Here is a 24,947-nt window from a genome sequence, read left to right as displayed (position 1 = left end):
AGTCTTATGAACGAGTTCGATCCCGCCGCGCTGGACTGTCTCGCCGCTCTGGCCGACGAGCAGGGCTTCGAGCGAGCCGCGCAGCGGCTGGCGATCACGCAGAGCGCCGTGTCGCAGCGGCTGCGGGCGCTGGAGGCGCAGGTCGGTCAGCCGTTGGTCGTGCGCTCGCGGCCACTGCGCCTGACGGAGGCGGGCAAGGTGTTGCTGCGCTTTGCACGCCAGTTGCAGGCGCTTCGGGTGGACGTCGCGCGGGAGCTCGGCGAGCGTGTCGCGCCGCAGTCGCGACTGGCCATTGCCGTCAATGCCGACAGCCTGGCGACCTGGGTGCTGCCGGCGCTGGACGGCGTCGTGCAACAAGGCCTGCGCGAGGGCTACGGGCTGGAGCTGGTCGTCGACGACCAGGACTTCACGCACGACAGCCTGCGCCAGGGCGCGGTGCTGGGCTGTGTGTCGACGGTCGCCGAGGCGCTGCAGGGCTGCCGCGTGCACCCGTTGGGCGTCATGCGCTACGTGGCGGTCGCCAGCCCCGTTTTCATGGTCGAGCACCTGCAGGGCGACCCCATCCAGGGCCTGCATGCGGGCAATTTCGCCGACACGCCCTTTCTCGTCTTCAACCGCAAGGACGACACCCAGGTCCAGTGGGTGTCGCAGGCCTTCGGCGTGCGATCACCGCGGCTGCGTGAGCGCTTCGTGCCTTCCAGCGAGGCTTATGTGCGGGCGGTCGCCATGGGCTGGGGCGTCGGCGTTGCGCCGGAGATCCAGGTGCGGCCGCGGGTCGACGCCGGCCAACTCGTCGTGCTCAGGCCCGACATTGGCGTCGAGGTGGCGCTGTATTGGCACCAATGGCAGCTGCAGGGCCGCGGCGCGCTGCTGGACCAGATCGGCCAGGCGTTGGCGCAGGGGGCGCAGCGCGCACTGGGCGGCTGATCAGCGCGCGGTGGTGACGGGCGCCGATGCCGCGGCCGCTGCCACGGGCGCGACCTGGGCCATCAGCACCGCCGGCCCTTCATGAGCGGGACGCACGGTGTGGGCCATCCACAGCGTGCTGGTGAGCACCAGGGCGATCATGCCGCTGGCGATCCACTTCAACAGTTCGAAAGTCATTGGGGGGGCCGGGGGGGCGGGTAAGGTGGCGCAGCTTAAGCGTGTCGGGCCGAACCCTAGCGTCAACCCTAGGGGGGAGGGGCAATAAATTGCAAACACGCAACGCCCCCTCGAATCGGGGGCAGCGCCCCTGGAGACCTCTCCGACACTGGGGAAAGCAGGTGTTGCGCCCGTGTGGTAATGCCTGCTGAGGCAATATTTACTCACACTTGAAGGGTTCGACTGTCACATGAATCCCGCACACTGGCTGCGCACTGATGTGGTTGTCGCGTCAGCCTAGCCAGAGAGGTCTGCCATGCGATTCGTCCCAGCGCTGCGTTTTTTCCGCCGTGACACCGCCGTGCGCAACGAACCCGATCCGGCCGACCTGGGCACGGCCTTCGGGCTGGACGCCTGCCTGGACGGCAGCGTCAGCGAGTACCGCAGCCAGCCGGCCAGCGATGTGCTCGAAAGCCAGTCTGGCCGTTCGCCGCAGGATTCGCCACTGAGCTGGCTGTCGCGACGTACCGCCTAAAGTTTGGGAATCCGGATCCGGCTCACCATCAGCGAGCCCGACAGCACGAACAGCAGCACCAGCGGGTGCAGCCTGAACCCCGCGATCCACCAGACGCCGCCCCACAGCGTGTCGCCCACGGCGCCCTGGGCCGCCGCCACCCACAACACCGCGACGAGCACCATGGATGTCGGGATGGGCGTGCCCTCGAAATGGGCCACCTTGTCCGAGCCCGCGCTGAGCTTTTCGGCGGTGACGTTGTAGCGCGCGAGCCGGCTGACGCCGCAGGCGACGAAGAACACCAGCACGACGCGGTCAAAGAGACCCTGCATGCCGCAGCCATAGGCGATGGCGGCCGGCGCGACGCCGAAGGAAATGATGTCGGCCAGCGAGTCCAACTCACGACCCAGCGCCGAGCTCTTGCGCCGCCAGCGTGCGATGCGCCCATCCAGCACGTCGAAGGCCAGCGCCAGCGGGATCAGGGCGCAGGCGTATTGCAGGTGACGCAGGTCGCCGCTCTGCAGGAAGGTCATCACCGCGAACAGCGCGCCCATGCCGGCACAGGCGTTGCCCAGCGTGAACCAGTCGGCGAGGTGGAACTCGCGGATCATCGAGAACGGCTTGGGTCGGTCCATGCGAACCGATTTTCAGGCCTGCCCGGTCGCCTCAGGTGTAGGTTGGCATCGCATCCAGGCCTTGCGGCCGAGGTGCTGCGCCAGCAGTCCGAACGGCATGCGCAGCCAGTGGGAGCGCACATACAGCGCCATGCGGGCGCTGTGGGTGAACGCACGGTCGCAGCTGGGATGATCGGGCATCAGCGCCCGGTCATAGCAGGCATCCATCAGCGATGGCCAGGCCGGCGCATTTGCGGATGCGGCGCGCATGACGTCCGCGGGCACGGGGGTGTCGAGCCAGCGCGTGGCGTAGTGCAAGGCATAGAAAAGCGGCCGGGTCAGGCCCAGCACGCCGGCGCGCGGCACGAGCGCGGCCCAGAACGCCGGATCGTTGCCGAAATCACGCAGCAGTGCGTCCAGGTCAAACAGGTCTCGCAGCCCTTTTTCAAGCTCGCCTTCGTGGAACAGGTGGGCGGCGCTGTGCAGCACCATGGTGACCGGGGCCAGCACCCGGACGCCTCGCTGTGTCGGCAATTCGCGCGTGTCCTCGAAAAGCGCCGCGGTATTGACCTGGATGCGGGCCGATGGCGGCAGGATGGTGTGATGCACGTCGAGGCTGCTGCCACGGTCCTCATGGGTCAACGGCGGGATCTCGTGCATCCACTCGCGGTAGTAGCGCTCGTCGTAGGCGTCCAGTTCCTCCTGGAAATTCCAGCCATGGGCGAGCAGCGAGGCTTCGATCTCGGCGATCCGGGCCTTGGGAACGAGGATGTCCACATCGCCGAACACGCGCCCCTGGCTGGCCGGCAGGCCCGCCATCAGGTACGCGGTACCCTTGAGCAGGATGGGTTCGACCCCCAGGGGCTGCAGCGCCGCCCGGATGCGGTCCACTTCCCAATGGGCGAGCTTGGACTGACGCGCTGCGGTGAGCAGGGCGGCGTGGAGGTGGTGCCTCGGGCCGGGCGGGATGCTGTCTAGCCACGGCTCCAGCAGGACGGCCAGCTTGGCCAGCAACACGCCGCGTCGCGCCTGTCGCAGCAGCAGGTCCCATTCCAGCGGGCGTAGATCCATCGCCACAGCGGGGTCGCGCAGCACTTGCAGCAGCAGGGGCACGTGACGGGGCATCACGTTTGGGCCACCAGGCGATCGATGCTCAGCACCGCCTCGTGCAAATCCGAATACTCGAATTCCAGGCAGGTGCAGGTGTCGACCAGATCGGCGGTGGCCTCGAAACCGGCTCGACCGTGGATGTCGTAGTTGAAGGCCTGCTCTGCCAGCAGCAGCAGCATGCGGGCCTTGGGCATGTCCGTCAGTGTCGGCGATGCACCGGCGGCGTAGCGTGGCATCACGATCCAGGCCGGTCGGGCGGGCTCCCGGACACGTGCGACGCTGTCACCGGGGGCCTTCATCAGCGCGAGCGTTCCCTTGGTCGTGTCCGGCACCGGGCGTGTGAGCTCAGCCTGCGGGGCGAAGCGCCGGATCAGGTCGATGGACACGTTCTTCAGATTGACCGGGCGCCCCATGCCGGCCACCTGCCGGTTCACCAAGTCATAGAGGGTGATCTCGTCGGACATCAGCCGCCAGCCTCGATGAGCCAGCGCAGCACTCAGCGTGCTCTTGCCCGATCCGGGAGGCGCCGGCATGACCAGCGCCCGCCCGTCCTTCTCCAGCGCCGCGGCGTGGTAGGACAGATAGGGGTGGGCCATCGTGCTGACGGCCCAATTCAAGCCCCACTCGACCATGTGAAAGCCCTGCTCCGCCGGCAGTTGGCTGAATGCCGCTTCGCCGTCCGCATAGAAGCGCGCCATCGGCTTGACCCAGCGGCGCAGCCCGCCTTCGCGCAGCACTTCCAGGTGAAAGTCGCAGAAGTCGTCCGTTGCGCCGAGGTCGAAGTCCGCGTAAAGGAGCCGCAGGTCTTCGGCCACGCGTTCGACATCGGAGCGCAGCCGGGCCACAAATGGCGGAGCTTTCAAGACCAGGTCGCCGCGGATCAGCCGCCGGCGCACATCGCCCAAGGCCAGGTCACGGACTTTCATGCCGGCGCCAGGACTTGGTCCACCAGTCCAAAGTCCTTCAGCGACCGCACGTGGCGCTCTAGCAACGCGAATGCGGTTTCCCTGTCCATGAGATCGGGGATGGCATCCGCCAGTTGCTCGACCAACTGCACGACAGAGCGCGGTTGCCGCGCCAGCAAATCCAGGATTTCGATCGCCAGCACGTCGACCAGATGGGTGTCGCCAGAGCCGTCATCGTAGACGGCGCCCAGCCCGTCCCAGTCGCGCCACGTGATGTCGGCCGGTCGGCCGATCATCCACAGGGACTCTTGCATCTGCGCGCAGGCGGCCCGTCAGGTCCGGGCTTGACGCCGCTGCGTTCCGACCGGCCGGGGCATGGGGCTCAAGTCAGGCGGCCAATGAAATTGTTGTGCAGGTAAGTCTGGACGTCGGTGGGGGTCCAGGTCTTGCCGTCGGGGCCTTTGCCGCCGTTGTTCGCGACCACCGCGCTCAATGTGACAAGCTGGTTGGACGAGAACGTGTCGATCACGCAGACATCCGTGTTGGTCGTGCCGCTGATGCGGTAGTTCAACCAGGCAATCAACACGGCCTTCTGGGGCGAGGAGTAGCTGCTGCTGGTGAGCACCGTCCAGCAGGACAGGCTGGGAGACATGCCTGCCGTGCTGGTGGCGGTGTTGCCGCAGGCTTTGCCCACGGTGTAAGCCTTGACGGTGGTCAGGTTCAGGCTGGAGCAGCTGATGGAATTGGCCTGCCAGCCGTTGCAGGTCGACTTGGTGCCCGTGTACCCACACCATTCGCTCTTGGTGTAGCAGGTGACCGTGGGTGCGCTGTTCGCCTTGCGTGTGTAGGTGCTCGCGGTCGTGTTGATCAGCGCCTGAACGGAGCCCCATGCCGACGCGGAAAAGCATTTGCCCGCGGTCGTGGCCAGCACCGGCTTGCTGCTCAGGGTCAACGCCACCGGAATGACGCCTGCGCCCGCCTTGATGAAGCGGCGGCGGCGCGCGGAGGCGAGTTCGCTGGCGGACGCGTCGACGCAGGCCGGCGCTTGCCGCGTCGGCTGCGGGTCGTTGATCTGGCGGTCGCTCATGGCAGTGGGCCTCGTGAAACTTCTAGGTGTTGCACCAACTCGGGGCAACTTGCTCTGGGTTGCAGAGCGCACCGATGCTACTGGAGGGCTCGGTGAATTGAATGGAAGTGTTTCACACAAAGCCCGAATGGGGGCGCCCGTTTCCCCCCCGAGTGGGTGGGCGAAAACTGGGGGGTCAGAGGGCGGCTGACGAGAAGGTGTCACACGCCTTGAGGTCGCCGGCGTCCGCGCCGCGCTTGAACCAGCGCACGCGCTGAGCGCTGCTGCCATGGGTGAAACTCTCCGGCACGACGCTGCCCTGCGAACGCTTTTGCAAGGTGTCGTCGCCGATCTGTGCGGCGGCGTTGAGCGCTTCCTCGACGTCGCCCTGCTCCAGCCAACCTTTGCTGCGCTGCGACAAATTGGCCCAGACGCCGGCGTAGCAATCGGCTTGCAGCTCCAGCCGCACACTCATCGCATTGGCCTCTCGCGCCGATACGCGGCCGCGGCTGCGGTCCAGCTTCTCCGTCGTCCCCATCAGGTTCTGCAGGTGGTGTCCCACTTCATGGGCGATCACGTAGGCCTGGGCGAAGTCGCCCGGCGCGCCGAGCCGGTCACGCAGCGTGTCGTAGAAGCCCAGGTCGATGTACACCTTGCGGTCGCCCGGGCAGTAAAAGGGGCCCATGGCTGCCTCCCCGGTGCCGCAGGCCGTAGGGTAGCGGCCGCGGAAAATGACGAGCTTGGGTGCGGGGTACTGCTCCCCCGAGCGCTTGAAGTAGGCGCCCCAGACGTCCTCCGTGTCGGCCAGCACGACACTGACGAAGCGGGCGGCTGCGTCCTGGGGGTGGGTCTGGGCGGGTGCCGGCGCCTGCACGGGCGCGCCGGCGCCGCTGCCGTCCAGCAGGCCCAGCACGGTCAGCGGGTTGATGCCGAACGCCCAGGACGCCAGCAGCGCGATGACGATGCCGCCCAGGCCGACGCCTCGCCCGCCGATGGGCAGGCCTGCGCCACCGCCGCTGCTGCCGCGCACGTCCTCCACGTTGTCGCTCTCTCGCTGGCCTTCCCACTTCATGACGACTCTCCTGCTGGTCGGCCCATCCTACGGCCCATCGCGGCCAAAGCGCAGTTCGTCGCCCGGCGCGCGCGCTAGCGCAGGCGGCTCGCCACACTGCGCCGCGTTGCAGAACCGGGAGACCTTGAATGAAACGCCTCGTCCTCTTGACCCTTGCGGCCGCCTTTGCGGCCGGCGGCGCCTTGGCCGGCGACAACGACTGGCGCTTGCGCATCAAGAAGGAGGCGGACGGCTGGTCGGCGACCTTCAACGGCCCCATGGACTACGGCAGCGGCAGGAACCGCGTCCGCGGCTCGGGGGTCAAGGTCGAGAAGGTGCGCGCCTTGGGCGCCTTCACCCGGCTGCGCATCGACGGCCCTTTCGATGTGAAGCTGGTCCAGGCGGGCAGCGACCAGGCCACGGTCGTCGCCGACGACAACGTCGAACCGCTGGTCGAGACGGTCATCGAGGGCGACAGTCTGGTGATCCGCATGAAACCCGACGCCGGGTTCACGACGAGGCGCTCGCCGGTGGTGCGCGTCGAGGCACGCGCGCTGCAGGCCGTCTCGGTGAGCGGCTCGGGCGACCTGGAGGCCGAGCGTTTCAAGGCCGATGGCCTGAAGCTGGACGTCTCAGGCTCCGGCGACGTGCAGTTCGGCCTCGTCGAGGTGAAGGACCTGGGCGTCAGCATCAGCGGCTCGGGCGACGTGCGCATGGCAGGCCGGGCCGAACAGCAGACCTGGCGCATCAGCGGCTCGGGCGACGTGGACGCCCGCTCGCTGGCAGGCCGCACGGCCAAGGTTGGCATCAACGGCTCGGGCGATGTGTCGCTGGGCGTGGTCGAGCAGCTGGATGCGGAGCTCAGTGGGTCCGGTGACCTGAGCTATGGGGGCCGGCCGCAAGTGCGTCAGAGCGTCAGCGGCTCGGGAGAGATCCACCGCCGCTAGCGGCAGGGCGGGCGAGACGCATGCGGTGTGCAGTGAAGCGCGCGGGAAGCGCCAGAATCCGCACCTGTGAACGCAAACGATCTCTGGTGGCAGACGCTGGCCGACGGCCCGCTGCTGCTGGCCCTTTTCGACGCCGGCGACCGCCTGCAGCAGGCCAACGCCGCCTATCGCCTCGCCTGGGGTCTGGGCGCGGGTGATGCGCCTGACTGGGCCGGCATGGTGGCAGCGGCGCAGCAGGCCGGCGTCGGGCCGGTCGACCTGCCCGAACGGCGCAGCCGCATCGGCCAGCGCAGCTACGAGCAGGCCTGGCGCGACGGCCGGCGGCTCTGGTGGGTGGAGCAGCGCACGCCGGACGGCGGCCTGGCCGTCACGGGCGTGGACATCAGCGCGCTGGCCCGGCCGCGCCCGCTGACCGGCCGGCTGCTGCCGCCACAGGCCGGGCTTGAGCTGTTGCAGGCCTTGCTGGCCGACCCGCGCGCGTGGCCGTTGTCCGTGGCGACGCTGGCCGTCGGAGCGGACCCGGCGGCCGTGCTGGCCCGCATCCGCGGCGAGGACGGCTGCATGCGGCTGCAGGACGGTCGCCTGCTCGTCATGCTGCCGTCCACCGGCCCGGCCCAGGCCGTGGCCCTGGGCCGGCGGCTGGGCGCGGTCGAGCTGACCGAGGCCGTCTGGGGTGAATCGGCCCCCGTGCTGCTGGCTAGGGTTTGAGCTGGAGGTCGTGGCCCTGCGCCTGCGCGGGCGCGGGCAGGCCGGCAATGGCCGCCAGCGTCGGCGCCAGGTCGGCGATCTCGACACGGGCCTTCATCTCGCCCTGGCCCACGTAGCCAGGCCCCCAGAACAGCAGCGGCACATGGGTGTCGTAGCGGTAGGGGCTGCCGTGGGAGCTGCCGCCCGCCCGGTAGCTCTGGATCCAGTGGGGCTTGAGCACGATCTGCAGCTGGGCGGCGCGCGTCGGGTCGAAGGACTTGCGCATGGCTTCCAGGTAGGGCGTCGTCGTGTCGTTGCCCAGCAGTTGCTCGCGCGTGAAGACCTCGGCCACGCCGGGCAGCTTCAGCAGTTCCTCGCGCGCGGCGGCCTGCACGTCGGCGAAGTTCAGGCCGCGTTCGGCAGCCAGCTTGTCGTTCAGCAGCAGGCCGGCCGCGGAGAAGGCGCGCGCGAGCTTGTCGACGCCGAACTTCGCAGCCAGCGCGCCGTTCACGGCGGCCAGCGATGGCGCCGAGGTGAAGCGGCCGGCGTCGCGGCCCTGCGTGGCGGCCCACTCCGGCGTGTCGGTGAAGCCGTGATCGGCCGTCAGCGCGAGCACGTAGTTGCCGGCGCCCACTTCCTTGTCCAGGAACTGGAAGAAGCCCTGGAGATAGCGGTCCAGGTGCAGCAGGTGGTCGTGCGACAGGCGCGATTCGGGGCCGAAGGCATGGTTGATGTAGTCGTGGCTGGACAGGCTGACGGACAGGATGTCCTGCACGTCGCGCTGGCCGAGCTGCTCGTTCTTCACGGCGGCACGGGCGAAGGCCAGCGTCAACTCGTCGCCGAACGGCGACGGCAGGATGTTGCCGTAGAAGCGCGGGCCGGGCGCGTCCATCTTGTCGCCGACGATGGCCGGCAGGCGGTTGCCGTTGCCGCTGGCGACCTGCCAGGTCTGGCCGTCCGGCACTGAGCGGGCGTAGGCGCAGGGGGACGGGAGCGCAGCGGCCTGGGGGCAGTCATAGCCTGGCAGCATCGGCGCCCAGGTCTTCTTGAAGAAGGCGTCGGCCGGCTTGGCGGCGTTGAAGTCCTTGACCCACTGCGGCAGCGCGGCCATGTAGTAGGTGCTGGATGTGAACTGTCCGGTCTCGCCCATGTACATGTAGGCGGTGCCCTTGTGGCCCGCCGGCAGGATGGCGCCGCGGTCCTTGCCCGAGATGCCGATCACCTTGGAGGCCGGCGAGCGCGTGCGCAGCACGTCGCCCAGCGTCTCGACCTTGAGGTTGCGCGGGCTGGTGCCGGCCAGCGGTGCCGTCGGGTTGTCGAGGTAGACGTAGGCCGCGTCGCCGGTGTTGTAGACCGGATCGCCGCTGGCCGGGTCGCGCCATTCGTTGCTGATGATGCCGCTGCGCTGCGGGTAGGCGCCGCTGAGCATGACCGAGTGGCCCGCGGCGGTGACGGTGTGGCCGTGCGCGTAGTGCGCATCGGCAAACCAGCGGCCCTGGTCCAGGAAGCGGGCAAAGCCGTCGGGGGCGAGCTGGTCGCGGTAGCCGGTCACCTGCCGCATGGGCAGGCCGTCGATGACGACGAGCACCAGCAGCTTGGGCCGCTGAGGTGCGGCAGCCGGCATGGGCGGCGTTGTCGTGCAGGCGGTCAGGGCGGCGGCGAGGGCCAGCCCCAGCAGATGGCGACGGTTGTGCAACATGACTTTTTTGTGACGGCGGGGTGACAAGCTTAAGCCCTGACAATGTCGCGCTTGTAAAGCCATGGCCGAGTCCGACGCCTTCGACCCCACCCAAGCGCTGGACGGCTGGCGCGCGCCGACGCCTGCGCCCATCGACTTGCAGCTGCGCTCGCCTCGGGTGGCCGACCCGCAGCCGGCCGGGACGGTGATCGGGTTGGTCAAGCGGGTCGCCGAGCCTGCCGGCTTCGACCCGACGCAGGCGTTGGACGGCTGGCGTGCACCCGCGCCCGAACCGCCGGACCTGCGGCTGCGTGTGCCGCGGCCCGTCGGGCTGGACGACGCCAAGATGACGCGGCTGAAAGCCCGCGGCTACGAGATGGTGGATGTGGAAGACATCGACGTGGTCGACGTTCGGCCCGCTTCGGCCCGTGTCATGCGCGCCGAGGTGCCCGAAGCGCCCGAAGTGCCGCTGCCGTCGGATGTCGTCCATGAGCCGGAACCGGTCGTCGACGTTCAACAGCCGGGGGTGTCGACAGAACGGCAAGCGCCTGATGATGGGCTTGCGTCACCTGATGCATCGAGTGCCGAGGCGGACGAGGCGGAGCTTGCCTTGCTGGACTCGGGCCCGCAGGCAGCACCGCCCGCGTCGCCCGCGCCCGCCGTGATGGAGCCGGCACCGGTGGCTGAATCCCCGCCGGTGGTCGTTCAGCCGCTGGTCGAGGATGCCGGGGTGGCGGCGCCGTTTCTTCATCCGCCCGCCCATGACATCGAGTCGCTGGAACCGGCACTGACCGTGCCTGCCCTTGTAGAGGCGGCCGATCCCTCGAACACGCCCACCATGTCCGAAGCAGCGCCTGTCGATGCCGTTGACCTGGCCGAGGCGCCGGCTGGCGTTGCCGCTTCGGCTGTCACCGAAGAAGTGCCTGACCCGAGCGGTGAGGGCGTCGCGCAGCCTGAAGTCGAGTGCCCGCGAGCTGACGCCGCAATGTCGGCGCTTGATTTCCACGTGCCCCCGCCGCCCGCCGCGCCCGACCTGCAGCAGATGCTCAGGAACATCGGCCTGCCGCACACCCCGCGGCCCTCTGCCGAGACGGATTTGCGCCAGATTCTCAGGAGCATCGAACTGCCGGGCAGTCCGCCGCCTGCGGCCTTGGCCCAGGTGCCTGTGATCGATATCCCGGCGCCGCCCACCGAGCACGATCCCCGGCTGCTGGCGCATTGGCAGCCGCATGCCTGGACGGCGCTGGCCCGCTGCATCGCGGGCGCCAGCGCGGAAGTGGTGCAGGCACCGGACGGGATGCATGTTGCCCAGCATGCGCCGCAGTGGTTGTGCGCACTGTGGCCGCCGCAGCCGCCCGGCGCGCCGATGCTGGGGCGCTGGCCCGAGCGGGCTGCCCTCGTGACCGCGGAGGGCGCGACGCAGGCGCTGCGGTCGCTGCTGGTGGAACTGCAGCCCGAGGCGGCGATGTGGCAGGCCGACCTGGAGGCGGACTGGGGCCTGGTGGCCGACCTCGTGCTGCAACAGGACGCTGGTCTGCGCCCGACTCAGACCCAGGTGCTGCGCCAGCTTGCCGAAGCCGAGCGCCAGGCGATGACCGCGCGGCTGCGCGACGGCTACGCCCTACAGGGCGGCGTCGCGAGGCGGCGCACGTGAGCAGCGGGCACGCGCCGCTGCTTGAAGTCGATGGACGCGTCGCGCGCATCACGCTGCGCCGGCCGCGACAGGCCAACCGCCTCGCCGCCGAAGACCTGGGCATGCTGCAGCGACTCATCGAGGACGTGAACGCCGAGGAGGCGGTGCGCGTGCTGGTGCTGGCCGGCGAAGGCCGGCACTTCTGCAGCGGCTTCGATCTGGGCGCTCTGGGCGCCATCGACGCGGGCGCGCGCTTCGGCGAGATGGCCGATGCGCTGGAGGCCGCGCGGCCCATCACGGTGGCGCGGCTGCATGGCGGCGTCTACGGCGGCGCGGCGGACCTGGCGCTGGCCTGCGACTTCCGCCTCGGGGCGCCGGCCGTCGAGATGTTCGTGCCGGCCGCGCGCATCGGCCTGCACTTCTATGCCGGCGGGCTGCGGCGGTTCGTCGAGCGGCTGGGCCTGGCGACCGCCAAGCAGGTGCTGCTGGCCGGCCGCACGCTGGACGCGGCGGCGCTGCTGGATTGCGGCTACCTGGACCAGTTGCTGCCCGACGTGCAGACGCTGGATGCTGCGCTGGCCGCGCTGACGGCCGAACTGCTGGGCATGGCACCACTGGCCCTGTTGCCGATGAAGCAGCACCTGAACGCGCTGGCCGCCGGCCGGCTGGATGCCGACAGGCTGGCTGCGGACATCCTGAAAGCGCGCGATTCGGTCGATCTGGCCGAAGGCCAGGCCGCCTGGGCCGGCAAGAGGCCGGCGGTTTTCAAAGGGTGTTGAAAGCCCTAGTCCGCTGGTTTCGCACATCGTGGAAAATAGGGGGCCCGCGCGTCTGCCCACGCGTCACCTCTTACAACACTCTTCGACAGGACCAGTGTGGCCAAAGAAACCACCAAGACCACCATCGAAGCGGATGGTCTGCGCTACCGCTCCAAAGCTCCCGGCTCGCCTTTCGCGGCGACCTCTTCCTTTGGCGCCGCAACGATGTCTTGCTTCCTCTGTGGCAAGCACCGCCCGCGCGCCATGCTCAAGTCAAAGAAGCTGCTGGGCAAGTCACAGCCCGTGTGCTCGCCGTCCTGCAAGGAGCTGGACGCACAGATCGCCGCCAAATAGTTGGCCCCCGGCCAGCGGATGCGCTGGCTGAGCCCCCTGGGGGGCGATTCATTGACGGGCTCCCTGGCCCTTCAATGAATCGAGGGCGTGACGCTGCGGCTTGTCAGCCTTGGCGAAAGCACCGCCCGCAGACTGACCGGTAGCGCGCGTTGCCGCCGATCTCGACCTGGGCGCCCTCGGTGACCTTGCGGTTATGGGCATCCACGCGCATGTTCATGGTCGCCTTGCGGCCGCAGTCGCAGATCGTCTTCATCTCGTCCATCTCGTCGGCCAGCGCCAGCAGCGTGGCCGAACCGGGGAAGAGTTCGCCCTGGAAATCCGTGCGCAGCCCGTAGCAGATGGCCGGCAGGTTGCGCAGGTGCGCCATCTCGTGCAACTGCTGCACCTGGTGCTTGCTGAGGAATTGCGCCTCGTCGATGAGGATGCAGGCGATGCCGGGGTTCTCACCCATCAGTGCGATGAAGTCCGTGTCGGCGTCGAACTGCTCCACTTCGCGCTGCGGCCCCAGGCGCGAGGTCACGAAGCCTTTGCCGTAGCGGTCGTCCAGCCGGGCCGTGAAGATGCGCACATGGTGGCCGCGCTCCTCGTAGTTGTGCGCCACCTGCAGCAGGGCAGTGGATTTGCCGGCGTTCATCGCGGCATAACGGAAGAAAAGCTTGGCCATGGGTCGTTCGGAGCGGGCTCGCATTGTCCCCGCAGGCCGACCCCTCAGGTCGAGGTCGGGACAACCCGCGGTTTCGTCGCGTTTGCGGTGAAACCCCGGGCTAGCGAGATGGCGCTGTCATGTGGCGTGTGCGTCAATCATTGCTTCGTTCCGACCCGTACGAAGCAATGAGTAAAGACACCGTCACCGCGGTCCGACAAGATGGGCTGCGTTACGCGTCCAAGGTGGGCGGATCGCCCTTCCTGGGCAGTGGCCACACCCGCTCCTGCTTCAAATGCGGCAAGCACCGCGCGCCGGCCAGCTTGCAGTCGATCCGGCTGCTGGGCCGCAACGAAGTGGTCTGCAAGCCCAACTGCAAGGCCGAGCCCGAAGGCCCCGGCGTCGGCGTGCCGGCGATCTAGGCGCCTGCGCGCCTAGCGCCCCTCGCGGTTCGCCGCGAGCGTCGTCGCGACGCTGCCCGACCAGCCGCCGCCCAGCGCGCGGATCAGCCCGACGGTCGCCTGGTACTGTGCCGAGCGCACCTGCAGCGCGGCGCGCTTGTTGGCGAGCTCGCTGCGGCGCGCGTCCAGCAACTCCAGCTGGCTGACGAGGCCGTTGCGGTAGCGCGTGTCCGACAGCCGCAGCGCCTGCCCGGCCGCGCTGACCGCACGCGCACTGGCGGCATCCTGGGCCTGCAGCAGCGTCAGCGAGCCGAGCTGATCTTCCACATCCTTCAGCGCCAGCAGGAACTGCTCGCGGAAGGCGATGGCCGAGCCGTCGAGCTGGGCTTTGGCGGTGTTGACGCCGGCCTCGCGCCGGCCGCCGTCGAAGATGGGCAGCGCGCCCAGCAGGCCGATGCCCCAGGTGCCGGCGCCGCTCTTGAGCAGGTTGGACAGCTCGTTGGAAATGCCGCCGCCCTGCGCCGTCAGCGACAGGCTGGGCCACCAGGCGGCCTGCGCCACGCCCACGCGCGCCTGCGCCGCCTGCAGCTGGCTGCGTGCGGCGGCCAGGTCGGGGCGGCGCTGCAGCAGTTCGCTGGGCAGGCCGGCGGGGACGGCGGGCAGCGCCGTCGTCCAGGCCGTCGGCTTCAGGCTGAAGTCGGACGCGGGCTCGCCGACGAGCACGGCCAGCGCCGTCTCCAGCTCCAGACGGCGGCGGTCCAGCGCCAGCGCCTCGGCCTCGTTGGCGGCCAGCTCGGCGCGCACGCGGGCCAGGTCCAGGTCGGCCACGTCGCCGGCGCGGGCGCGCTTCTCGGTCAGCGACAGCGTCTCGCCGTAGGCGGCGACGGTGTCGCGCACGATGTCGCGCTCGGTGTCCAGCGCGCGCAGCGCCAGGTAGCCGCGCGCCACGTTGGCCTGCACCAGCAAGCGGGCGTCGGCCAACAACTGCTCGCGGGCCTGCACGTCCAGCGCGGCGGCATTGCGCTCGTGCAGCAGGCGGCCGCCCAGGTCCAGCTCGTAGGCCAGATTCAGGCCGGCGCTGTACTGCGTCGCGGGTTGCGGGATGGTTTGCCCGGGCGTGGACGAGCGGCCGGCGCCGGCCGACACACCGAGCTGCGGCAGGCGGGCCGACTGGGCCGAACCCAGCGCGGCGCGGGCCAGCGCCAGCCGGTTGGCGGCCGCCTGCACGCTGGTGTTGGCTGCCATCGCGCGGGTGACGAGGTCGTCCAGCACCGGGTCGGCGAAGGGCTGCCACCAGCTCGCGGTCAGGGCCGGCGCGTCGCTGGCGGTCACGGCCTTGTAGGCCACGGGTGCCTGCGGCAACTGGGCCGGGGCCACGGAGCCGACCGACGCGCAGCCGGCCAGCAGCAGGGCTGCGAAAAGTGGGGTCAGAGTCGATTTCATGATGATCACTTGCCTCGTTGCGGGAGGGCGTCAACGACAGGAGAGACGGGCACGACGGCCTGCGCGGCAGCGGCTGGCACCGCGACCTGGCCACCATGGTGGCGCAGCGGCGCATTGCCGGTCAGGCGGCGCACGATGACGTAGAACAGCGGCGTCAGGAACAGGCCGAAGACGGTCACGCCGATCATTCCGGCGAACACCGCCACGCCCATGGCCTGGCGCATCTCGGCGCCGGCACCGGTGGACAGCACCAGCGGCAGCACACCCATGACGAAGGCCATCGACGTCATCAGGATGGGACGCAGCCTCAGGCGCGCCGCTTCCAATGCCGCCTGCATGGGCGTGCGGCCGGCGAACTCCAGCTCGCGGGCGAACTCGACGATCAGGATCGCGTTCTTCGCGCTCAGACCGACCAGCACGATGAGGCCGATCTGCGTGAACACGTTGTTGTCGCCATGGCTGAGCCACACGCCGGTCATCGCCGCCAGCAGGCCCATGGGCACGATCAGCAGGATGGCGATCGGCAGCGTCAGGCTCTCGTACTGGGCCGCGAGCACCAGGAACACCAGCAGGATGGCCAGCGGGAACACCCAGGCGCCGGAGTTGCCGGCGATCTTTTCCTGGTAGGTCAGGTCGGTCCACTCGTAGCCGATGCCCGGGGGCAGCGTCTCGGCGGCAATGCGCTCCACGGCGGCCTGCGCCTGGCCCGACGAGAAGCCCGGTGCGGCGCCGCCGTTGATGTCGGCGGCCAGGAAGCCGTTGTAGCGCAGCGCGCGCTCGGGGCCGAAGCTGGGCGTGACCTTCATCAGCGCGGCCAGCGGCACCATCTCGCCCGAGGACGATCGCACCTTCAGCGCGCCGATGTCCTCGGCGCGGGCGCGGTAGGCGGCGTCCGCCTGCACACGCACGGAGTAGGTGCGGCCGAACTTGTTGAAGTCGTTCACGTACAGGCTGCCGAGGTAGATCTGCATCGTGTCGAACACATCCGTCACGGCCACGCCGAGTTGGCGTGCCTTGGTGCGGTCCAGGTCGGCGAACAGCTGCGGCACGTTGACCTGGTAGCTGGAGAACAGGCCCGCCAGCTCCGGCGCCGTGCCGGCCTTGGCCATGAAGGCCTTGACCGCTGCGTCCATGGCCTCGTAGCCCACGCCGCCACGGTCTTCCAGCTGCAGCTTGAAGCCGCCGGTGGTGCCCAGCCCCTGCACGGGCGGCGGCGGGAACATGACGATGAAGGCGTCTTCGATGGCGCCGTACTGCGCGTTCAGCGAGCCCGCGATGGCGCCCGCGGACAGGTCCTTGGTCTTGCGCTCCTCGAAGGGCTTGAGCGTCGCGAACACGATGCCCGAGCTGGCACTGTTGGTGAAGCCGTTGATCGACAGGCCCGGGAACGCGACCGCATGCTCCACGCCCGGCGTCTTCAACGTGATGTCGGTCATGCGGCGGATCACGTCTTCGGTGCGGTCCAGCGTGGCGCCGTCGGGCAGCTGCGCGAAGCCGATCAGGTACTGCTTGTCCTGTCCGGGCACGAAGCCGCCGGGCACGGCCTTGAACAGCCCGGCCGTGGCCGCCACCAGCGCCAGGTAGACGACCATCATCACGGCCTTGCGCGACATCAGCGTCTTCACGCCACTGCCGTACTTCTCGGAGCTGCGGGCGAACAGCCGGTTGAAGCGACCGAAGAAGCCGCCCAGCACGCGGTCCATGCCCCGCGTCAGCGCGTCCTTGGGCGCGTGGTGATCCTTCAGCAGCAGCGCGGCGAGTGCCGGCGAGAGGGTCAGCGAGTTGATCGCCGAGATCACCGTCGAGATGGCGATGGTCAGCGCGAACTGCTTGTAGAACTGGCCCGTGAGGCCCGTGATGAAGGCCAGCGGCACGAACACCGAGATCAGCGTCAGCGCGATCGCGATGATGGGGCCGGAGACTTCGCGCATCGCGCGGTAGGTCGCGTCGCGCGGGCTCAGGCCCGACGCGATGTTGCGCTCCACGTTCTCCACCACGACGATGGCGTCGTCCACGACGATGCCGATGGCCAGCACCAGGCCGAACAGGCTCAGCGCGTTGATCGAGAAGCCGAAGCCGTGCATGACCGCGAACGTGCCGACGATGGACACCGGCACGGCCAGCAGCGGGATGATGGACGCGCGCCAGGTCTGCAGGAACAGGATGACGACCAGCACCACCAGCGCGACGGCCTCCAGCAACGTGTGGATGACGGACTCGATGGACGCGCGCACGAACTGCGTCGGGTCGTAGACGATGGTGTAGTCCACACCCTCGGGCATGCCGGCCTTCAGCTCGGCCATGGTCTCGCGCACGTTCTTGGAGATGTCCAGCGCGTTGCCACCCGGGGCCTGGAAGATGGGCACGGCCACGGCGGACTTGTTGTCCAGCAGCGAGCGCAGCGCGTACTCCGACGCGCCGAGTTCGAGGCGGCCGAGATCGCGCAGGCGCGTCACGGCGCCCGAGTTCCGGCCCTCGCCGCTCTTCACGATGATGTCGCCGAACTCCTCGACCGATTGCAGGCGGCCCTGCGCGTTGACCGAGAGTTGCAGGTCGATGCCCTGCAGGCCCGGCGACGCGCCCACCACGCCAGCGGCGGCCTGCACGTTCTGGCTGCGGATGGCCGCCACCACGTCGCTGGCCGACAGGCCGTGCTCGGCGACCTTCTGCGGGTCCAGCCAGATGCGCATCGAGTAGTCGCCCGAGCCGAACAACTGCACCTGGCCCACGCCCGGGATGCGCGCGAGGCGATCCTTGACGTTCAGCAGCGCGTAGTTGCGCAGGTAGGTCATGTCGTAGCGCGCGTTGGGCGAGGTCAGGTGCACGACCATGGTCAGGTCGGGGCTGCTCTTGACGGTCGTCACGCCCAGGCGCTTGACCTCCTCGGGCAGCCGGGCCTCGGCCTGCGCGACGCGGTTCTGCACCATCTGCTGCGCCTTGTCCGGGTCGGTGCCCAGCTTGAAGCTGACGGTCAGCGTCATCAGGCCGTCGGTGGTCGCCTGGCTGCTCATGTAGAGCATGTCCTCGACGCCGTTGATGGCCTCCTCCAGCGGCGTGGCCACCGTCTCGGCGATGACCTTGGGGTTGGCGCCCGGGTATTGGGCGCGCACGACGACCGACGGCGGCACGACGTCGGGGTATTCCGAGATCGGCAGCGCGCGTATCGACAGCAGGCCGCCGATGAAGATCAGCAGCGACAGCACGCCCGCGAAGATGGGGCGGTCGATGAAGAATTTGGAAAAGTTCATGGGTACTCCTGGTGCGAGCGACGCGTTTTCAGGCGACAGCACGCCCCCCGCGGGCCGGCTGGACCGGCCCGCAGACAGCGCTCGCGGGTGGGGTTGGGCTTCTTAGATCAGGAGAGCGATCAGGACGTTTTGGCGCTGGCCTGCTGCGCCGCCAGCTCCGGCTTGACGTCCATCGCGACGTCCTTGGGCGCGAGGACCGACCCCGGCCGCACGCGCTGCAGGCCGCCGACGACGATGCGCTCGCCGCCCTTCAGGCCGCTGGTCACGACGCGCAGCCCGTTCACGTTGGCGCCCAGCGTCACCGGCCGCCATTCGGCCTGGTTGCCGGTGCCGACGACGATGACGTAGCGCTTGTCCTGGTCGGTGCCCACGGCCCGCTCGTTGACCAGCAGCGCCGGTTCGTTCCTGGCCTGGCCCATGCGCAGCTTGGCGAACTGGCCCGGCATCAGGGCGCCGTCCTTGTTGTCGAACACGGCGCGCACGCGCAGCGTGCCGCTCCTGGCGTCCACCTGGTTGTCGACGAGCTGGATGCGGCCGGTCGTGGTGCGGTCATTGTTCAGCATCTCGACCGGCACGCGCTCCAGGCCGCGGCGTTCGCCGCGGGCGTTGCCGTCGGCACCGGGCAGCGAGGCCAGCACGTCGCGCACCACCTTCTCGTCGGCGTCGAAGCTGGCATAGATGGGGCTGACGGACACCAGCGTCGTCAGCACCGGCGCGCCGGCGCCCGCGGCGACCAGGTTGCCGGCCGTCACCTCGATGCGGCCGACGCGGCCGGCCACCGGCGCCCGCACCTGCGTGTAGCCGAGGTTGAGCTGGGCCGACTGCAGCGCGGCCTGCGCGGCGCGCAGGTTGGCCGCACCTTCACGGGCGGCGTTGTCCTTCTCGTCGAACTCGCGGCGGGCCACGGCGCGCTCCTCCAGCAGCGACCTGGCGCGCTGCGCCTCGCTCGCGGTGTAGGTCACGCGGGCCTGCGCGGCGGCCACCTGCGCCTCCAGGCGCGCCACCTCGGCCTGATAGGGCGCGGGGTCGATGGTGACGAGCAGGTCGCCCGCCTTGACCAGGCTGCCCTCGCGGAAGTGGACCGACTGCACGGCGCCCGACACGCGGGCGCGCACGTCCACGCGGTCCACGGCCTCCAGCCGGCCCGAGAACTCGTTCCATGCCGAGATCTCGCGGCTGACGACCTGGGCCACGGACACGGGGGTGGCGGGCGGTGCGGCCGCTGCCGGGCTGGCGTGCGCGGGCTGGCCGAACTGGGCGATGCCCACGGCGCCGAGCGCGATGAGGGCGACGGCGCCGGCCAGCAGGCCCAGGCGGCGGTTGAATCGAGGGGATGACTGCATTTGTTGTTTCTCCGAGCAGGGGTCAGGCAAGATTCGAGAGCGCGCGGCCGGTGGCCTCGCTGAGGAAGTCGTGGACGGGCGCCAGCACCTGGTCCGCCGCGATGGCGGCCAGCGTGAGGTCGCGGGCGGCGCCGCCGTGTTCGCGCAGCGCATCCGCATAGCGGCGCGATTCGTCATTGAGCGGGTGGCCGGCGACGCTGAGCACCAGGGCCGGCGCCAGGCCCGCGAGGCGGCTGGCGTTCAGCGGCGCGGCGTAGGGGTGGTCGGCGCGGGTGCAGTCGCCCAGGTAGGCCTGCCAGCCCTTGGCATAGATGCACTGGCTGTCGCCGCATTCGCCCTCGCGCATGGAGGCGCTGCCGAGTTGCGGGTCCAGCATGGGCGAGATCAGCAACTGGCCCGCCAGCTTGGGCGCGCGCTGGTCGCGGGCCATCAGCGCCAGCGCCGCGGCGATGTTGCCGCCGGCTTCTTCGCCGGCCACAAACAGCGCCGTCTGCGCACTGCCGGTGAACCGGGCCGGCTTGGCGGCCAGCGCCTGCAGCGCCTCGAACGCTGCCACCAGGCTGGCGGGGAAGGGGTGCTCGGGGGCGAGCGGGTAGTCCAGCGCGACGACGGTGGCGCCCGCGTCGGCCAGCAATGCGCAACGCGCCGCGGCCGCCTCGCAGGAGCCTGCGGTGAAGGTGCCGGCGTGCAGGAACAGCAGCAACGCGTGGCCGCCGCCAGCCAGTGGCTGGCGGGCGGGGTAGAGGCAGGCGTTCAATCCCGGGTTGGGGCCGAGGCGCAAAGGCGATGGGGCCATGTTGTCCATGACCCGAAAGATAAACATTGGTTGCTCGCAGATAAACGGCCCTGAAAGGGACTCACTTTTCTTGTGCGTGGAACAATCGAATTCCCGCGGCCTTTGGTGGCCACGTTCAACTCCGCTGACGACGATGGACCGACTCCAAGCCATGCAAGCCTTCGTGCGGGTCGTCGAGGCCGGCACCTTCACCAAGGCCGCCGACTCGCTGGACCTGCCCAAGGCCACCGTCACGCGCCTGATCCAGACGCTGGAAACGCACCTGCGCACCAAGCTGCTGAACCGCACCACGCGCCGCGTGACGGTGACGCCCGACGGCGCCGCCTACTACGAACGCGCGATGCGGCTGCTGGGCGACCTGGAGGAGCTGGAAGGCAGCATGAACCAGGCGCGCGTGACGCCGCGCGGGCGCATCCGCATCGACGTGCCGGGCGTCGTGGGCCGCGAGATGATCATTCCGCACCTGCCGGACTTCTACGCCAAGTACCCGGACATCCAGATCGAGATGGGGGTCAGCGACCGCCCGGTGGACCTGCTCGGCGACAACGTCGACTGCGTCATCCGCGGCGGGGAGCTGACCGACCAGAGCTTGGTGGCGCGGCGCATCGGCGAGTTCCGCTTCATCACCTGCGCGACGCCGGAGTACCTGCGCCGCCACGGGCCGCTGTCGCACCCGCGCGAGCTGGGCGAGGCGCCGCACCGCATGGTGGGCTATTTCTCGGCGCGCACGGGCAAGGTCGTCGGCGACACGTTCCGCCGTGGCGACGAGGTGGTGGAGGTGATCGGCAACCACGTGCTGGCCGTCAACGATGCGAACGCCTACCTGAATGCCGGCCTGGCCCATCTGGGCGCCGTGCAGGTGACCTGCTTCATGGCCGGGCCGCTGCTCAAGAGCGGCGAGCTGGTGCGTGTGCTGGAGGACTGGGACACCGACCCGGTGCCCGTGTATGTGGTCTACCCGCCCAACCGGCACCTCAGCAGCAAGCTGCGGGTGTTCGTCGACTGGGTGGTGGAGCTGATCGGCCGCGAGGCGCTGGGCGGCGTGAAGATGCGCTGTACGGCCTGAACGGGCTCAGGCGCCGTCGTTGCTGGCGGTGACGATGACGGCGGCCTGGCCGAAGTCCTCGGCCGCAGGCGCCGGTGCGCTGATCGCCAGCACCATGCCCGCCGCCAGCGCCGTGACGGCGGTCGCGGCGGTGATCATCGTGAAAAGGGATCGTGTGTTGTTGTTCATGTGACGGCTCCTGGTCGGCACCCGCTCGGTAGGCGATGGGGTGTGCCGACAGGTTGTCACTTTAGGTATTCGCGGGCCGATGAAAAAGACGGTGAAACAGAACGGCGAGTTGCTGCCGGCGGAACAATCGGCGCTCATGCAACGTGCCGCGGCATGAAAAAACTGCGGCGCCGGTGACCCGGCCCGCAGTGATCGAAGCGGCGCAGGCGTCAGGCGTCAGGGGCGCGACGGCGGCGTGCCACCGCACCGACGGCGACCAAGCCCAGCGCCATGAAGGCGTAGGTGGCCGGCTCGGGCACGGCGCTCACCGAGAAGGTGACGACGGTGTCGATGACGAACGACTCGGTCGGATCGACCTGCAGGTCATGGATCAGGCCGTCGGCGGAGTCCCAGTAGATGTTGATGTGGGAGTCCGCCGTGCCGCCGCCGATGTCATACAGGATGCCGGGTTCGCTGAAGTAGGGCGCGATGCGGGTGAACTGGTTGTCGTAGACGAAGTTGCTGTCGCTGTCCAGCGGCACCAGGCCCAGGATGGTGGTGCCGTTGCGCGTGCCGGTGAAGCTCAGGATGTCTTCCGGCACCAGCGCGTTGCCGGCGGTCGTGAAGGTGCCGGACGCCGTGACGCCGTCGCCGCTGTACGACCAGTTCCACAGCGTGTCGGCGCGCGCCACACCGGCCGCCAGCAGCGCGGCGCCGGCCAGCAGCAGCGAGCCCATGCGTTTCATCAGAAATCTGTTCATTCCTCACTCCTTCAAAGGTTGCCGACCGCCAAATCGATCGATCACGCCCGACCTTACAGGCGTGCCCGCACCGGGGTCAACGGATAGGCGTGTTAGTCCCCTGCGTGGGGGACAGGCAACCCACGGGAACCATTTATGCAGGTCGCAGGAAGCGCATATCGCGGCCAGCCCGGGTCAGCCCGCGTTGACCCTGGCGCGCGGCGCGCCACGGCCCCGGGCTTCCAGCCAGGCCTTGGCCGTCGAGAAATGGCCGCAGCCGATGAAGGGGCGCGGCGGCTTCAGCGCGGACAGCGGCGACGGATGGTTGGCCTTCAGCACGAGGTGGCCCTGGTGAGCGGCCTCGATCAGTGGCGCCTTGGCCTGCGCGTAGCTGCCCCACAGCATGAAGACCTTGGGCGCGGCGTCTTCCGCGGCCGCCTGGATGAGCGCGTCGGTCAGCGCCTCCCAGCCGCGGTTGGCGTGGCTGGCGGGCTGGCCGTCTTCCACGGTCAGCACCGCGTTCAGCAGCAACGTGCCGCCTTCGGCCCAGCGCACCAGGCTGCCGTTCGCGGGGAACGGTTTGCCCAGGTCGCGCTGGATCTCCTTGAAGATGTTGCGCAGGCTGGGCGGCAGCGGCACGCCGGGCGGCACGCTGAAGGACAGCCCCTCGGCCTGCCCGGGGCCGTGGTACGGGTCCTGGCCGAGGATGACGACGCGGGTCTGCGACAGCGGCGTGAGTGTCAGCGCCCGCAGCGGCTCGGGCGGGTAGACCGTGGCGCCGGCCGCGGCGCGTTCTTCGAGGAAGGCTTCCAGCCGCTGGCCCGCAGGCGACGCGGCCCAGGCGTCGACGACAGGGCGCCAGTCGGTGTCAGGCAGGTCCAGAGGCAGCTTCATCCGAACAAGTTTGCCAGCGCTTGACCGGGGTCGGGCGCGCGCATGAACGCCTCGCCGACGAGGAAGGCGTGCACGTTGGCGTCGCGCATGCGCTTCACGTCGGCAGCGCCCAGGATGCCGGACTCGGTCACCAGCAGCCGGTCGGCCGGCACGCGGGGCAGCAGAGACAGCGTGGTGTCCAGCGTCACGTCGAAGGTGCGCAGGTTGCGGTTGTTGATGCCCACCAGCGGCGTTTTCAGCTTCAGCGCACGGTCCAGCTCGGCGCCGTCGTGCACCTCGACGAGCACGTCGAGCTTCAGCGCATGCGCGGCGGCTTCCAGGTCGGCCAGCTGCGCGTCGTCCAGGCAGGCGGCGATCAGCAGGATGCAGTCCGCGCCCATCGCGCCGGCCTCCATGACCTGGTACTCGTCGACCATGAAGTCCTTGCGCAGCACCGGCAGTTCGCAGGCCAGGCGGGCCTGCTGCAGGTAGGCGACGGAGCCCTGGAAGAAGCGCTCGTCGGTCAGCACGCTCAAGGCAGCCGCACCGTTGCGGGCGTAGGTCTCGGCGATCACGGCGGGCTGGAAGTCCTCGCGCAGCACGCCCTTGCTGGGGCTGGCCTTCTTGATCTCCGCGATGACGGCCGCGTGGCCGGCCGCGATGCTGGCGCGCAGCGAGCGCTCGAAGCCCAGGCGCTCGGCCTTGCGCGCCTCGGCCTCTTCACGCTGAGAGGCGAGCGAACGCTTCAGCTTCGCCGCCGAGATTTCTTCCCACTTGACCTCGACGATGCGGTTCAGGATGTCGCTGCTCACTGCTTGCCTCCCAGCCCCTGTGTGGCCTTCACGAACGCATCCAGCTTGGCGCGTGCCGCGCCGCTGTCCAGCGCCTGGCGCGCCCGCTCGATGCCATCGGCGAGGGTAGAGGCCACGTTGGCCGCGTACAGCGTCGCGCCGGCGTTCAGCAGCACGATGTCGCGCGCGGGCCCGGGCTGGCCGTCCAGCACGCCGATCAGCATCACGCGCGACTGCTCCGGGCCATCCACCTTCAGGCTGCGGTTGCTGGCCATGGCCATGCCGAAGTCTTCGGGGTGGACCTCGTACTCGCGCACCGCGCCGTCCTTGAGCTCGCCCACCAGCGTGGTCGCGCCGAGCGAGATCTCGTCCATGCCGTCCTTGCCGTAGACCACCAGCGCATGCTCCGCGCCCAGCCGCTGCAGCACGCGCACCTGGATGCCCACGAGGTCGGGGTGGAACACGCCCATCAGGATGTTGGGCGCGCCGGCCGGGTTGGTCAGCGGGCCCAGGATGTTGAAGATGGTGCGCACGCCCAGCTCGCGGCGCACCGGCGCGATGTTCTTCATCGCCGGGTGGTGGTTGGGCGCGAACATGAAGCCGATGCCGCACGCCGCGATGCTCGCGGCCACGGCGCGCGGCGTCAGCTGGATGTCGGCGCCCAGCGCCTCCAGCACGTCGGCGCTGCCGGTCTTGCTGCTGACACTGCGGTTGCCGTGCTTGGCCACCTGCGCGCCGGCTGCCGCCGCGACGAACATCGAGCAGGTCGAGATGTTGAAGCTGTGCGCGCCGTCGCCGCCGGTGCCGACGACGTCGACGAGATGGGGCAGAGGTCCTAGCGGCACCTTGTTGGACAGCTCACGCATCACCTGCGCGGCGGCGGTGATCTCGCCAATGGTTTCCTTCTTCACGCGCAACCCGGTCAGCAGCGCGGACGCGATGACGGGCGACATCTCGCCGGCCATGATGCGGCGCATCAGCGTCAGCATCTCGTCGTGGAAGATCTCGCGGTGCTCGATGACGCGGGTGAGGGCTTCGGTGTCGGTGATGGGCATG

The 24,947-nt window shown here is 69.5% G+C and carries 27 protein-coding genes; 9 read left to right on the top strand and 18 right to left on the bottom strand.

The window, feature by feature from the left end; translation table 11 throughout:
* Positions 1-6: 6 nt before the first annotated feature.
* Positions 7-927 (top strand): LysR family transcriptional regulator ArgP, encoded by a 921-nt coding sequence (locus tag ACO07H_RS01800; protein ID WP_422010503.1) that lies wholly within the window; start codon positions 7-9, stop codon positions 925-927.
* On the opposite strand, the gene ACO07H_RS01795 is transcribed toward ACO07H_RS01800, so the two are convergent.
* Positions 928-1,104: a hypothetical protein gene (locus ACO07H_RS01795; RefSeq protein WP_422010501.1), complete on the bottom strand. Its 177-nt coding sequence runs from the start codon at positions 1,102-1,104 to the stop codon at positions 928-930.
* 295 nt (positions 1,105-1,399) lie between these two features.
* On the opposite strand from ACO07H_RS01795, the gene ACO07H_RS01790 reads away from it, so the two are divergent.
* A complete protein-coding gene (locus ACO07H_RS01790) occupies positions 1,400-1,618 on the top strand; it encodes a hypothetical protein (RefSeq protein WP_422010499.1) in 219 nt (72 codons plus the stop codon).
* Here the strand turns inward: ACO07H_RS01790 and pssA are convergent.
* The 6 genes from pssA to ACO07H_RS01760 all read right to left on the bottom strand — a co-directional run bounded on the left by pssA (position 1,615) and on the right by ACO07H_RS01760 (position 6,364).
* Positions 1,615-2,232 carry a CDP-diacylglycerol--serine O-phosphatidyltransferase gene (gene pssA, locus ACO07H_RS01785; RefSeq protein ID WP_422010497.1) on the bottom strand — a complete coding sequence of 206 codons (618 nt, stop codon included), beginning with the start codon at positions 2,230-2,232 and terminating at the stop codon, positions 1,615-1,617. The two genes, ACO07H_RS01790 and pssA, sit on opposite strands and share 4 nt — an antisense overlap.
* Positions 2,233-2,244: 12 nt before the next feature.
* The gene (locus tag ACO07H_RS01780) at positions 2,245-3,324 is read right to left on the bottom strand and encodes a nucleotidyltransferase domain-containing protein (RefSeq protein ID WP_422010495.1); all 1,080 of its coding nucleotides are present in this window, start codon (positions 3,322-3,324) and stop codon (positions 2,245-2,247) included.
* A gap of 11 nt (positions 3,325-3,335) precedes the next feature.
* Positions 3,336-4,247 (bottom strand): HprK-related kinase A, encoded by a 912-nt coding sequence (locus ACO07H_RS01775; RefSeq protein WP_422010493.1) that lies wholly within the window; start codon positions 4,245-4,247, stop codon positions 3,336-3,338.
* On the bottom strand, positions 4,244-4,540 hold the full coding sequence (locus tag ACO07H_RS01770; protein ID WP_422010491.1) for an HPr-rel-A system PqqD family peptide chaperone: 297 nt from the start codon (positions 4,538-4,540) through the stop codon (positions 4,244-4,246). Before ACO07H_RS01770 ends, ACO07H_RS01775 begins: the two co-directional genes overlap by 4 nt.
* A gap of 68 nt (positions 4,541-4,608) precedes the next feature.
* Positions 4,609-5,313: a hypothetical protein gene (locus ACO07H_RS01765; protein WP_422010489.1), complete on the bottom strand. Its 705-nt coding sequence runs from the start codon at positions 5,311-5,313 to the stop codon at positions 4,609-4,611.
* A 175-nt stretch (positions 5,314-5,488) separates the two neighbouring features.
* On the bottom strand, positions 5,489-6,364 hold the full coding sequence (locus ACO07H_RS01760) for a neutral zinc metallopeptidase (RefSeq protein WP_422010487.1): 876 nt from the start codon (positions 6,362-6,364) through the stop codon (positions 5,489-5,491).
* 128 nt (positions 6,365-6,492) lie between these two features.
* Here ACO07H_RS01760 and ACO07H_RS01755 point away from each other — a divergent pair, with 128 nt between their 5' ends.
* Together ACO07H_RS01755 and ACO07H_RS01750 are read left to right on the top strand one after the other, a co-directional pair.
* Positions 6,493-7,290: a head GIN domain-containing protein gene (locus ACO07H_RS01755; protein ID WP_422010485.1), complete on the top strand. Its 798-nt coding sequence runs from the start codon at positions 6,493-6,495 to the stop codon at positions 7,288-7,290.
* Positions 7,291-7,356: 66 nt separating this feature from the next.
* Positions 7,357-7,998 (top strand): hypothetical protein, encoded by a 642-nt coding sequence (locus ACO07H_RS01750; protein WP_422010483.1) that lies wholly within the window; start codon positions 7,357-7,359, stop codon positions 7,996-7,998.
* On the opposite strand, the gene ACO07H_RS01745 is transcribed toward ACO07H_RS01750, so the two are convergent.
* On the bottom strand, positions 7,988-9,676 hold the full coding sequence (locus tag ACO07H_RS01745) for an alkaline phosphatase family protein (RefSeq protein ID WP_422010481.1): 1,689 nt from the start codon (positions 9,674-9,676) through the stop codon (positions 7,988-7,990). The genes ACO07H_RS01750 and ACO07H_RS01745 overlap by 11 nt on opposite strands.
* 61 nt (positions 9,677-9,737) lie before the next feature.
* Between ACO07H_RS01745 and ACO07H_RS01740 the strand changes: the two genes are divergently transcribed.
* From ACO07H_RS01740 to ACO07H_RS01730, 3 genes are all read left to right on the top strand, one after another.
* Positions 9,738-11,309 (top strand): hypothetical protein, encoded by a 1,572-nt coding sequence (locus tag ACO07H_RS01740; RefSeq protein WP_422010479.1) that lies wholly within the window; start codon positions 9,738-9,740, stop codon positions 11,307-11,309.
* Positions 11,306-12,067 (top strand): enoyl-CoA hydratase/isomerase family protein, encoded by a 762-nt coding sequence (locus tag ACO07H_RS01735; protein ID WP_422010477.1) that lies wholly within the window; start codon positions 11,306-11,308, stop codon positions 12,065-12,067. The genes ACO07H_RS01740 and ACO07H_RS01735 overlap by 4 nt, the downstream gene beginning before the upstream one ends.
* 96 nt (positions 12,068-12,163) lie before the next feature.
* A complete protein-coding gene (locus tag ACO07H_RS01730) occupies positions 12,164-12,400 on the top strand; it encodes a hypothetical protein (protein WP_056266878.1) in 237 nt (78 codons plus the stop codon).
* Between the two features lie 103 nt (positions 12,401-12,503).
* Here the strand turns inward: ACO07H_RS01730 and ACO07H_RS01725 are convergent, their stop codons facing one another.
* Positions 12,504-13,064, bottom strand: coding sequence for a thymidine kinase (locus tag ACO07H_RS01725; protein ID WP_422010475.1), 561 nt, complete (start codon positions 13,062-13,064; stop codon positions 12,504-12,506).
* A gap of 167 nt (positions 13,065-13,231) precedes the next feature.
* Between ACO07H_RS01725 and ACO07H_RS01720 the strand changes: the two genes are divergently transcribed.
* Positions 13,232-13,465: a hypothetical protein gene (locus ACO07H_RS01720; RefSeq protein WP_422010473.1), complete on the top strand. Its 234-nt coding sequence runs from the start codon at positions 13,232-13,234 to the stop codon at positions 13,463-13,465.
* 12 nt (positions 13,466-13,477) lie between these two features.
* Here the strand turns inward: ACO07H_RS01720 and ACO07H_RS01715 are convergent, their stop codons facing one another.
* The 4 genes from ACO07H_RS01715 to ACO07H_RS01700 all read right to left on the bottom strand — a co-directional run bounded on the left by ACO07H_RS01715 (position 13,478) and on the right by ACO07H_RS01700 (position 20,235).
* On the bottom strand, positions 13,478-14,887 hold the full coding sequence (locus ACO07H_RS01715) for an efflux transporter outer membrane subunit (protein WP_422010471.1): 1,410 nt from the start codon (positions 14,885-14,887) through the stop codon (positions 13,478-13,480).
* A 5-nt stretch (positions 14,888-14,892) separates the two neighbouring features.
* On the bottom strand, positions 14,893-18,135 hold the full coding sequence (locus ACO07H_RS01710) for an efflux RND transporter permease subunit (protein WP_422010469.1): 3,243 nt from the start codon (positions 18,133-18,135) through the stop codon (positions 14,893-14,895).
* A gap of 119 nt (positions 18,136-18,254) precedes the next feature.
* Positions 18,255-19,478, bottom strand: a complete 1,224-nt coding sequence (locus ACO07H_RS01705; RefSeq protein ID WP_422010467.1) for an efflux RND transporter periplasmic adaptor subunit — start codon at positions 19,476-19,478, stop codon at positions 18,255-18,257.
* A gap of 22 nt (positions 19,479-19,500) precedes the next feature.
* Complete coding sequence (locus ACO07H_RS01700) at positions 19,501-20,235, bottom strand: alpha/beta hydrolase (RefSeq protein ID WP_422010465.1); 735 nt, start codon at positions 20,233-20,235, stop codon at positions 19,501-19,503.
* Positions 20,236-20,407: 172 nt separating this feature from the next.
* On the opposite strand from ACO07H_RS01700, the gene ACO07H_RS01695 reads away from it, so the two are divergent.
* Positions 20,408-21,340 (top strand): LysR substrate-binding domain-containing protein, encoded by a 933-nt coding sequence (locus tag ACO07H_RS01695; RefSeq protein ID WP_422010463.1) that lies wholly within the window; start codon positions 20,408-20,410, stop codon positions 21,338-21,340.
* A gap of 6 nt (positions 21,341-21,346) precedes the next feature.
* Here ACO07H_RS01695 and ACO07H_RS01690 read toward each other — a convergent pair whose 3' ends face one another.
* From ACO07H_RS01690 to trpD, 5 genes are all read right to left on the bottom strand, one after another.
* Positions 21,347-21,508 carry a hypothetical protein gene (locus ACO07H_RS01690; protein ID WP_422010461.1) on the bottom strand — a complete coding sequence of 54 codons (162 nt, stop codon included), beginning with the start codon at positions 21,506-21,508 and terminating at the stop codon, positions 21,347-21,349.
* Between the two features lie 209 nt (positions 21,509-21,717).
* Positions 21,718-22,248, bottom strand: coding sequence for a PEP-CTERM sorting domain-containing protein (locus tag ACO07H_RS01685; protein WP_422010459.1), 531 nt, complete (start codon positions 22,246-22,248; stop codon positions 21,718-21,720).
* A gap of 174 nt (positions 22,249-22,422) precedes the next feature.
* Positions 22,423-23,121, bottom strand: coding sequence for a uracil-DNA glycosylase (locus tag ACO07H_RS01680; RefSeq protein ID WP_422010457.1), 699 nt, complete (start codon positions 23,119-23,121; stop codon positions 22,423-22,425).
* A complete protein-coding gene (gene trpC / locus ACO07H_RS01675) occupies positions 23,118-23,912 on the bottom strand; it encodes an indole-3-glycerol phosphate synthase TrpC (protein ID WP_422010455.1) in 795 nt (264 codons plus the stop codon). The genes ACO07H_RS01680 and trpC overlap by 4 nt, the downstream gene beginning before the upstream one ends.
* Complete coding sequence (gene trpD, locus ACO07H_RS01670; RefSeq protein ID WP_422010453.1) at positions 23,909-24,946, bottom strand: anthranilate phosphoribosyltransferase; 1,038 nt, start codon at positions 24,944-24,946, stop codon at positions 23,909-23,911. Before trpD ends, trpC begins: the two co-directional genes overlap by 4 nt.
* Position 24,947 lies beyond the last annotated feature (1 nt).

The organism is Roseateles sp. (assembly GCF_965229315.1).
Classification (GTDB): domain Bacteria; phylum Pseudomonadota; class Gammaproteobacteria; order Burkholderiales; family Burkholderiaceae_C; genus Pelomonas.
Note: the sequence above shows the minus strand (reverse complement) of the source record. Positions and strands in the feature narration are given on the sequence as shown.

Excerpts from the sequence above, each read along its gene's own strand:
- ACO07H_RS01800 (WP_422010503.1), top strand. The coding sequence starts at position 7 with ATGAACGAGTTCGATCCCGCCGCGCTGGACTGTCTCGCCGCTCTGGCC.
- ACO07H_RS01795 (WP_422010501.1), bottom strand. The coding sequence starts at position 1,104 with ATGACTTTCGAACTGTTGAAGTGGATCGCCAGCGGCATGATCGCCCTG.
- ACO07H_RS01790 (WP_422010499.1), top strand. The coding sequence starts at position 1,400 with ATGCGATTCGTCCCAGCGCTGCGTTTTTTCCGCCGTGACACCGCCGTG.
- pssA (WP_422010497.1), bottom strand. The coding sequence starts at position 2,232 with ATGGACCGACCCAAGCCGTTCTCGATGATCCGCGAGTTCCACCTCGCC.
- ACO07H_RS01775 (WP_422010493.1), bottom strand. The coding sequence starts at position 4,247 with ATGAAAGTCCGTGACCTGGCCTTGGGCGATGTGCGCCGGCGGCTGATC.
- ACO07H_RS01770 (WP_422010491.1), bottom strand. The coding sequence starts at position 4,540 with ATGCAAGAGTCCCTGTGGATGATCGGCCGACCGGCCGACATCACGTGG.
- ACO07H_RS01765 (WP_422010489.1), bottom strand. The coding sequence starts at position 5,313 with ATGAGCGACCGCCAGATCAACGACCCGCAGCCGACGCGGCAAGCGCCG.
- ACO07H_RS01760 (WP_422010487.1), bottom strand. The coding sequence starts at position 6,364 with ATGAAGTGGGAAGGCCAGCGAGAGAGCGACAACGTGGAGGACGTGCGC.
- ACO07H_RS01755 (WP_422010485.1), top strand. The coding sequence starts at position 6,493 with ATGAAACGCCTCGTCCTCTTGACCCTTGCGGCCGCCTTTGCGGCCGGC.
- ACO07H_RS01745 (WP_422010481.1), bottom strand. The coding sequence starts at position 9,676 with ATGTTGCACAACCGTCGCCATCTGCTGGGGCTGGCCCTCGCCGCCGCC.
- ACO07H_RS01740 (WP_422010479.1), top strand. The coding sequence starts at position 9,738 with ATGGCCGAGTCCGACGCCTTCGACCCCACCCAAGCGCTGGACGGCTGG.
- ACO07H_RS01725 (WP_422010475.1), bottom strand. The coding sequence starts at position 13,064 with ATGGCCAAGCTTTTCTTCCGTTATGCCGCGATGAACGCCGGCAAATCC.
- ACO07H_RS01720 (WP_422010473.1), top strand. The coding sequence starts at position 13,232 with ATGAGTAAAGACACCGTCACCGCGGTCCGACAAGATGGGCTGCGTTAC.
- ACO07H_RS01715 (WP_422010471.1), bottom strand. The coding sequence starts at position 14,887 with ATGAAATCGACTCTGACCCCACTTTTCGCAGCCCTGCTGCTGGCCGGC.
- ACO07H_RS01710 (WP_422010469.1), bottom strand. The coding sequence starts at position 18,135 with ATGAACTTTTCCAAATTCTTCATCGACCGCCCCATCTTCGCGGGCGTG.
- ACO07H_RS01705 (WP_422010467.1), bottom strand. The coding sequence starts at position 19,478 with ATGCAGTCATCCCCTCGATTCAACCGCCGCCTGGGCCTGCTGGCCGGC.
- ACO07H_RS01695 (WP_422010463.1), top strand. The coding sequence starts at position 20,408 with ATGGACCGACTCCAAGCCATGCAAGCCTTCGTGCGGGTCGTCGAGGCC.
- ACO07H_RS01690 (WP_422010461.1), bottom strand. The coding sequence starts at position 21,508 with ATGAACAACAACACACGATCCCTTTTCACGATGATCACCGCCGCGACC.
- ACO07H_RS01685 (WP_422010459.1), bottom strand. The coding sequence starts at position 22,248 with ATGAACAGATTTCTGATGAAACGCATGGGCTCGCTGCTGCTGGCCGGC.
- ACO07H_RS01680 (WP_422010457.1), bottom strand. The coding sequence starts at position 23,121 with ATGAAGCTGCCTCTGGACCTGCCTGACACCGACTGGCGCCCTGTCGTC.
- trpD (WP_422010453.1), bottom strand. The coding sequence starts at position 24,946 with ATGCCCATCACCGACACCGAAGCCCTCACCCGCGTCATCGAGCACCGC.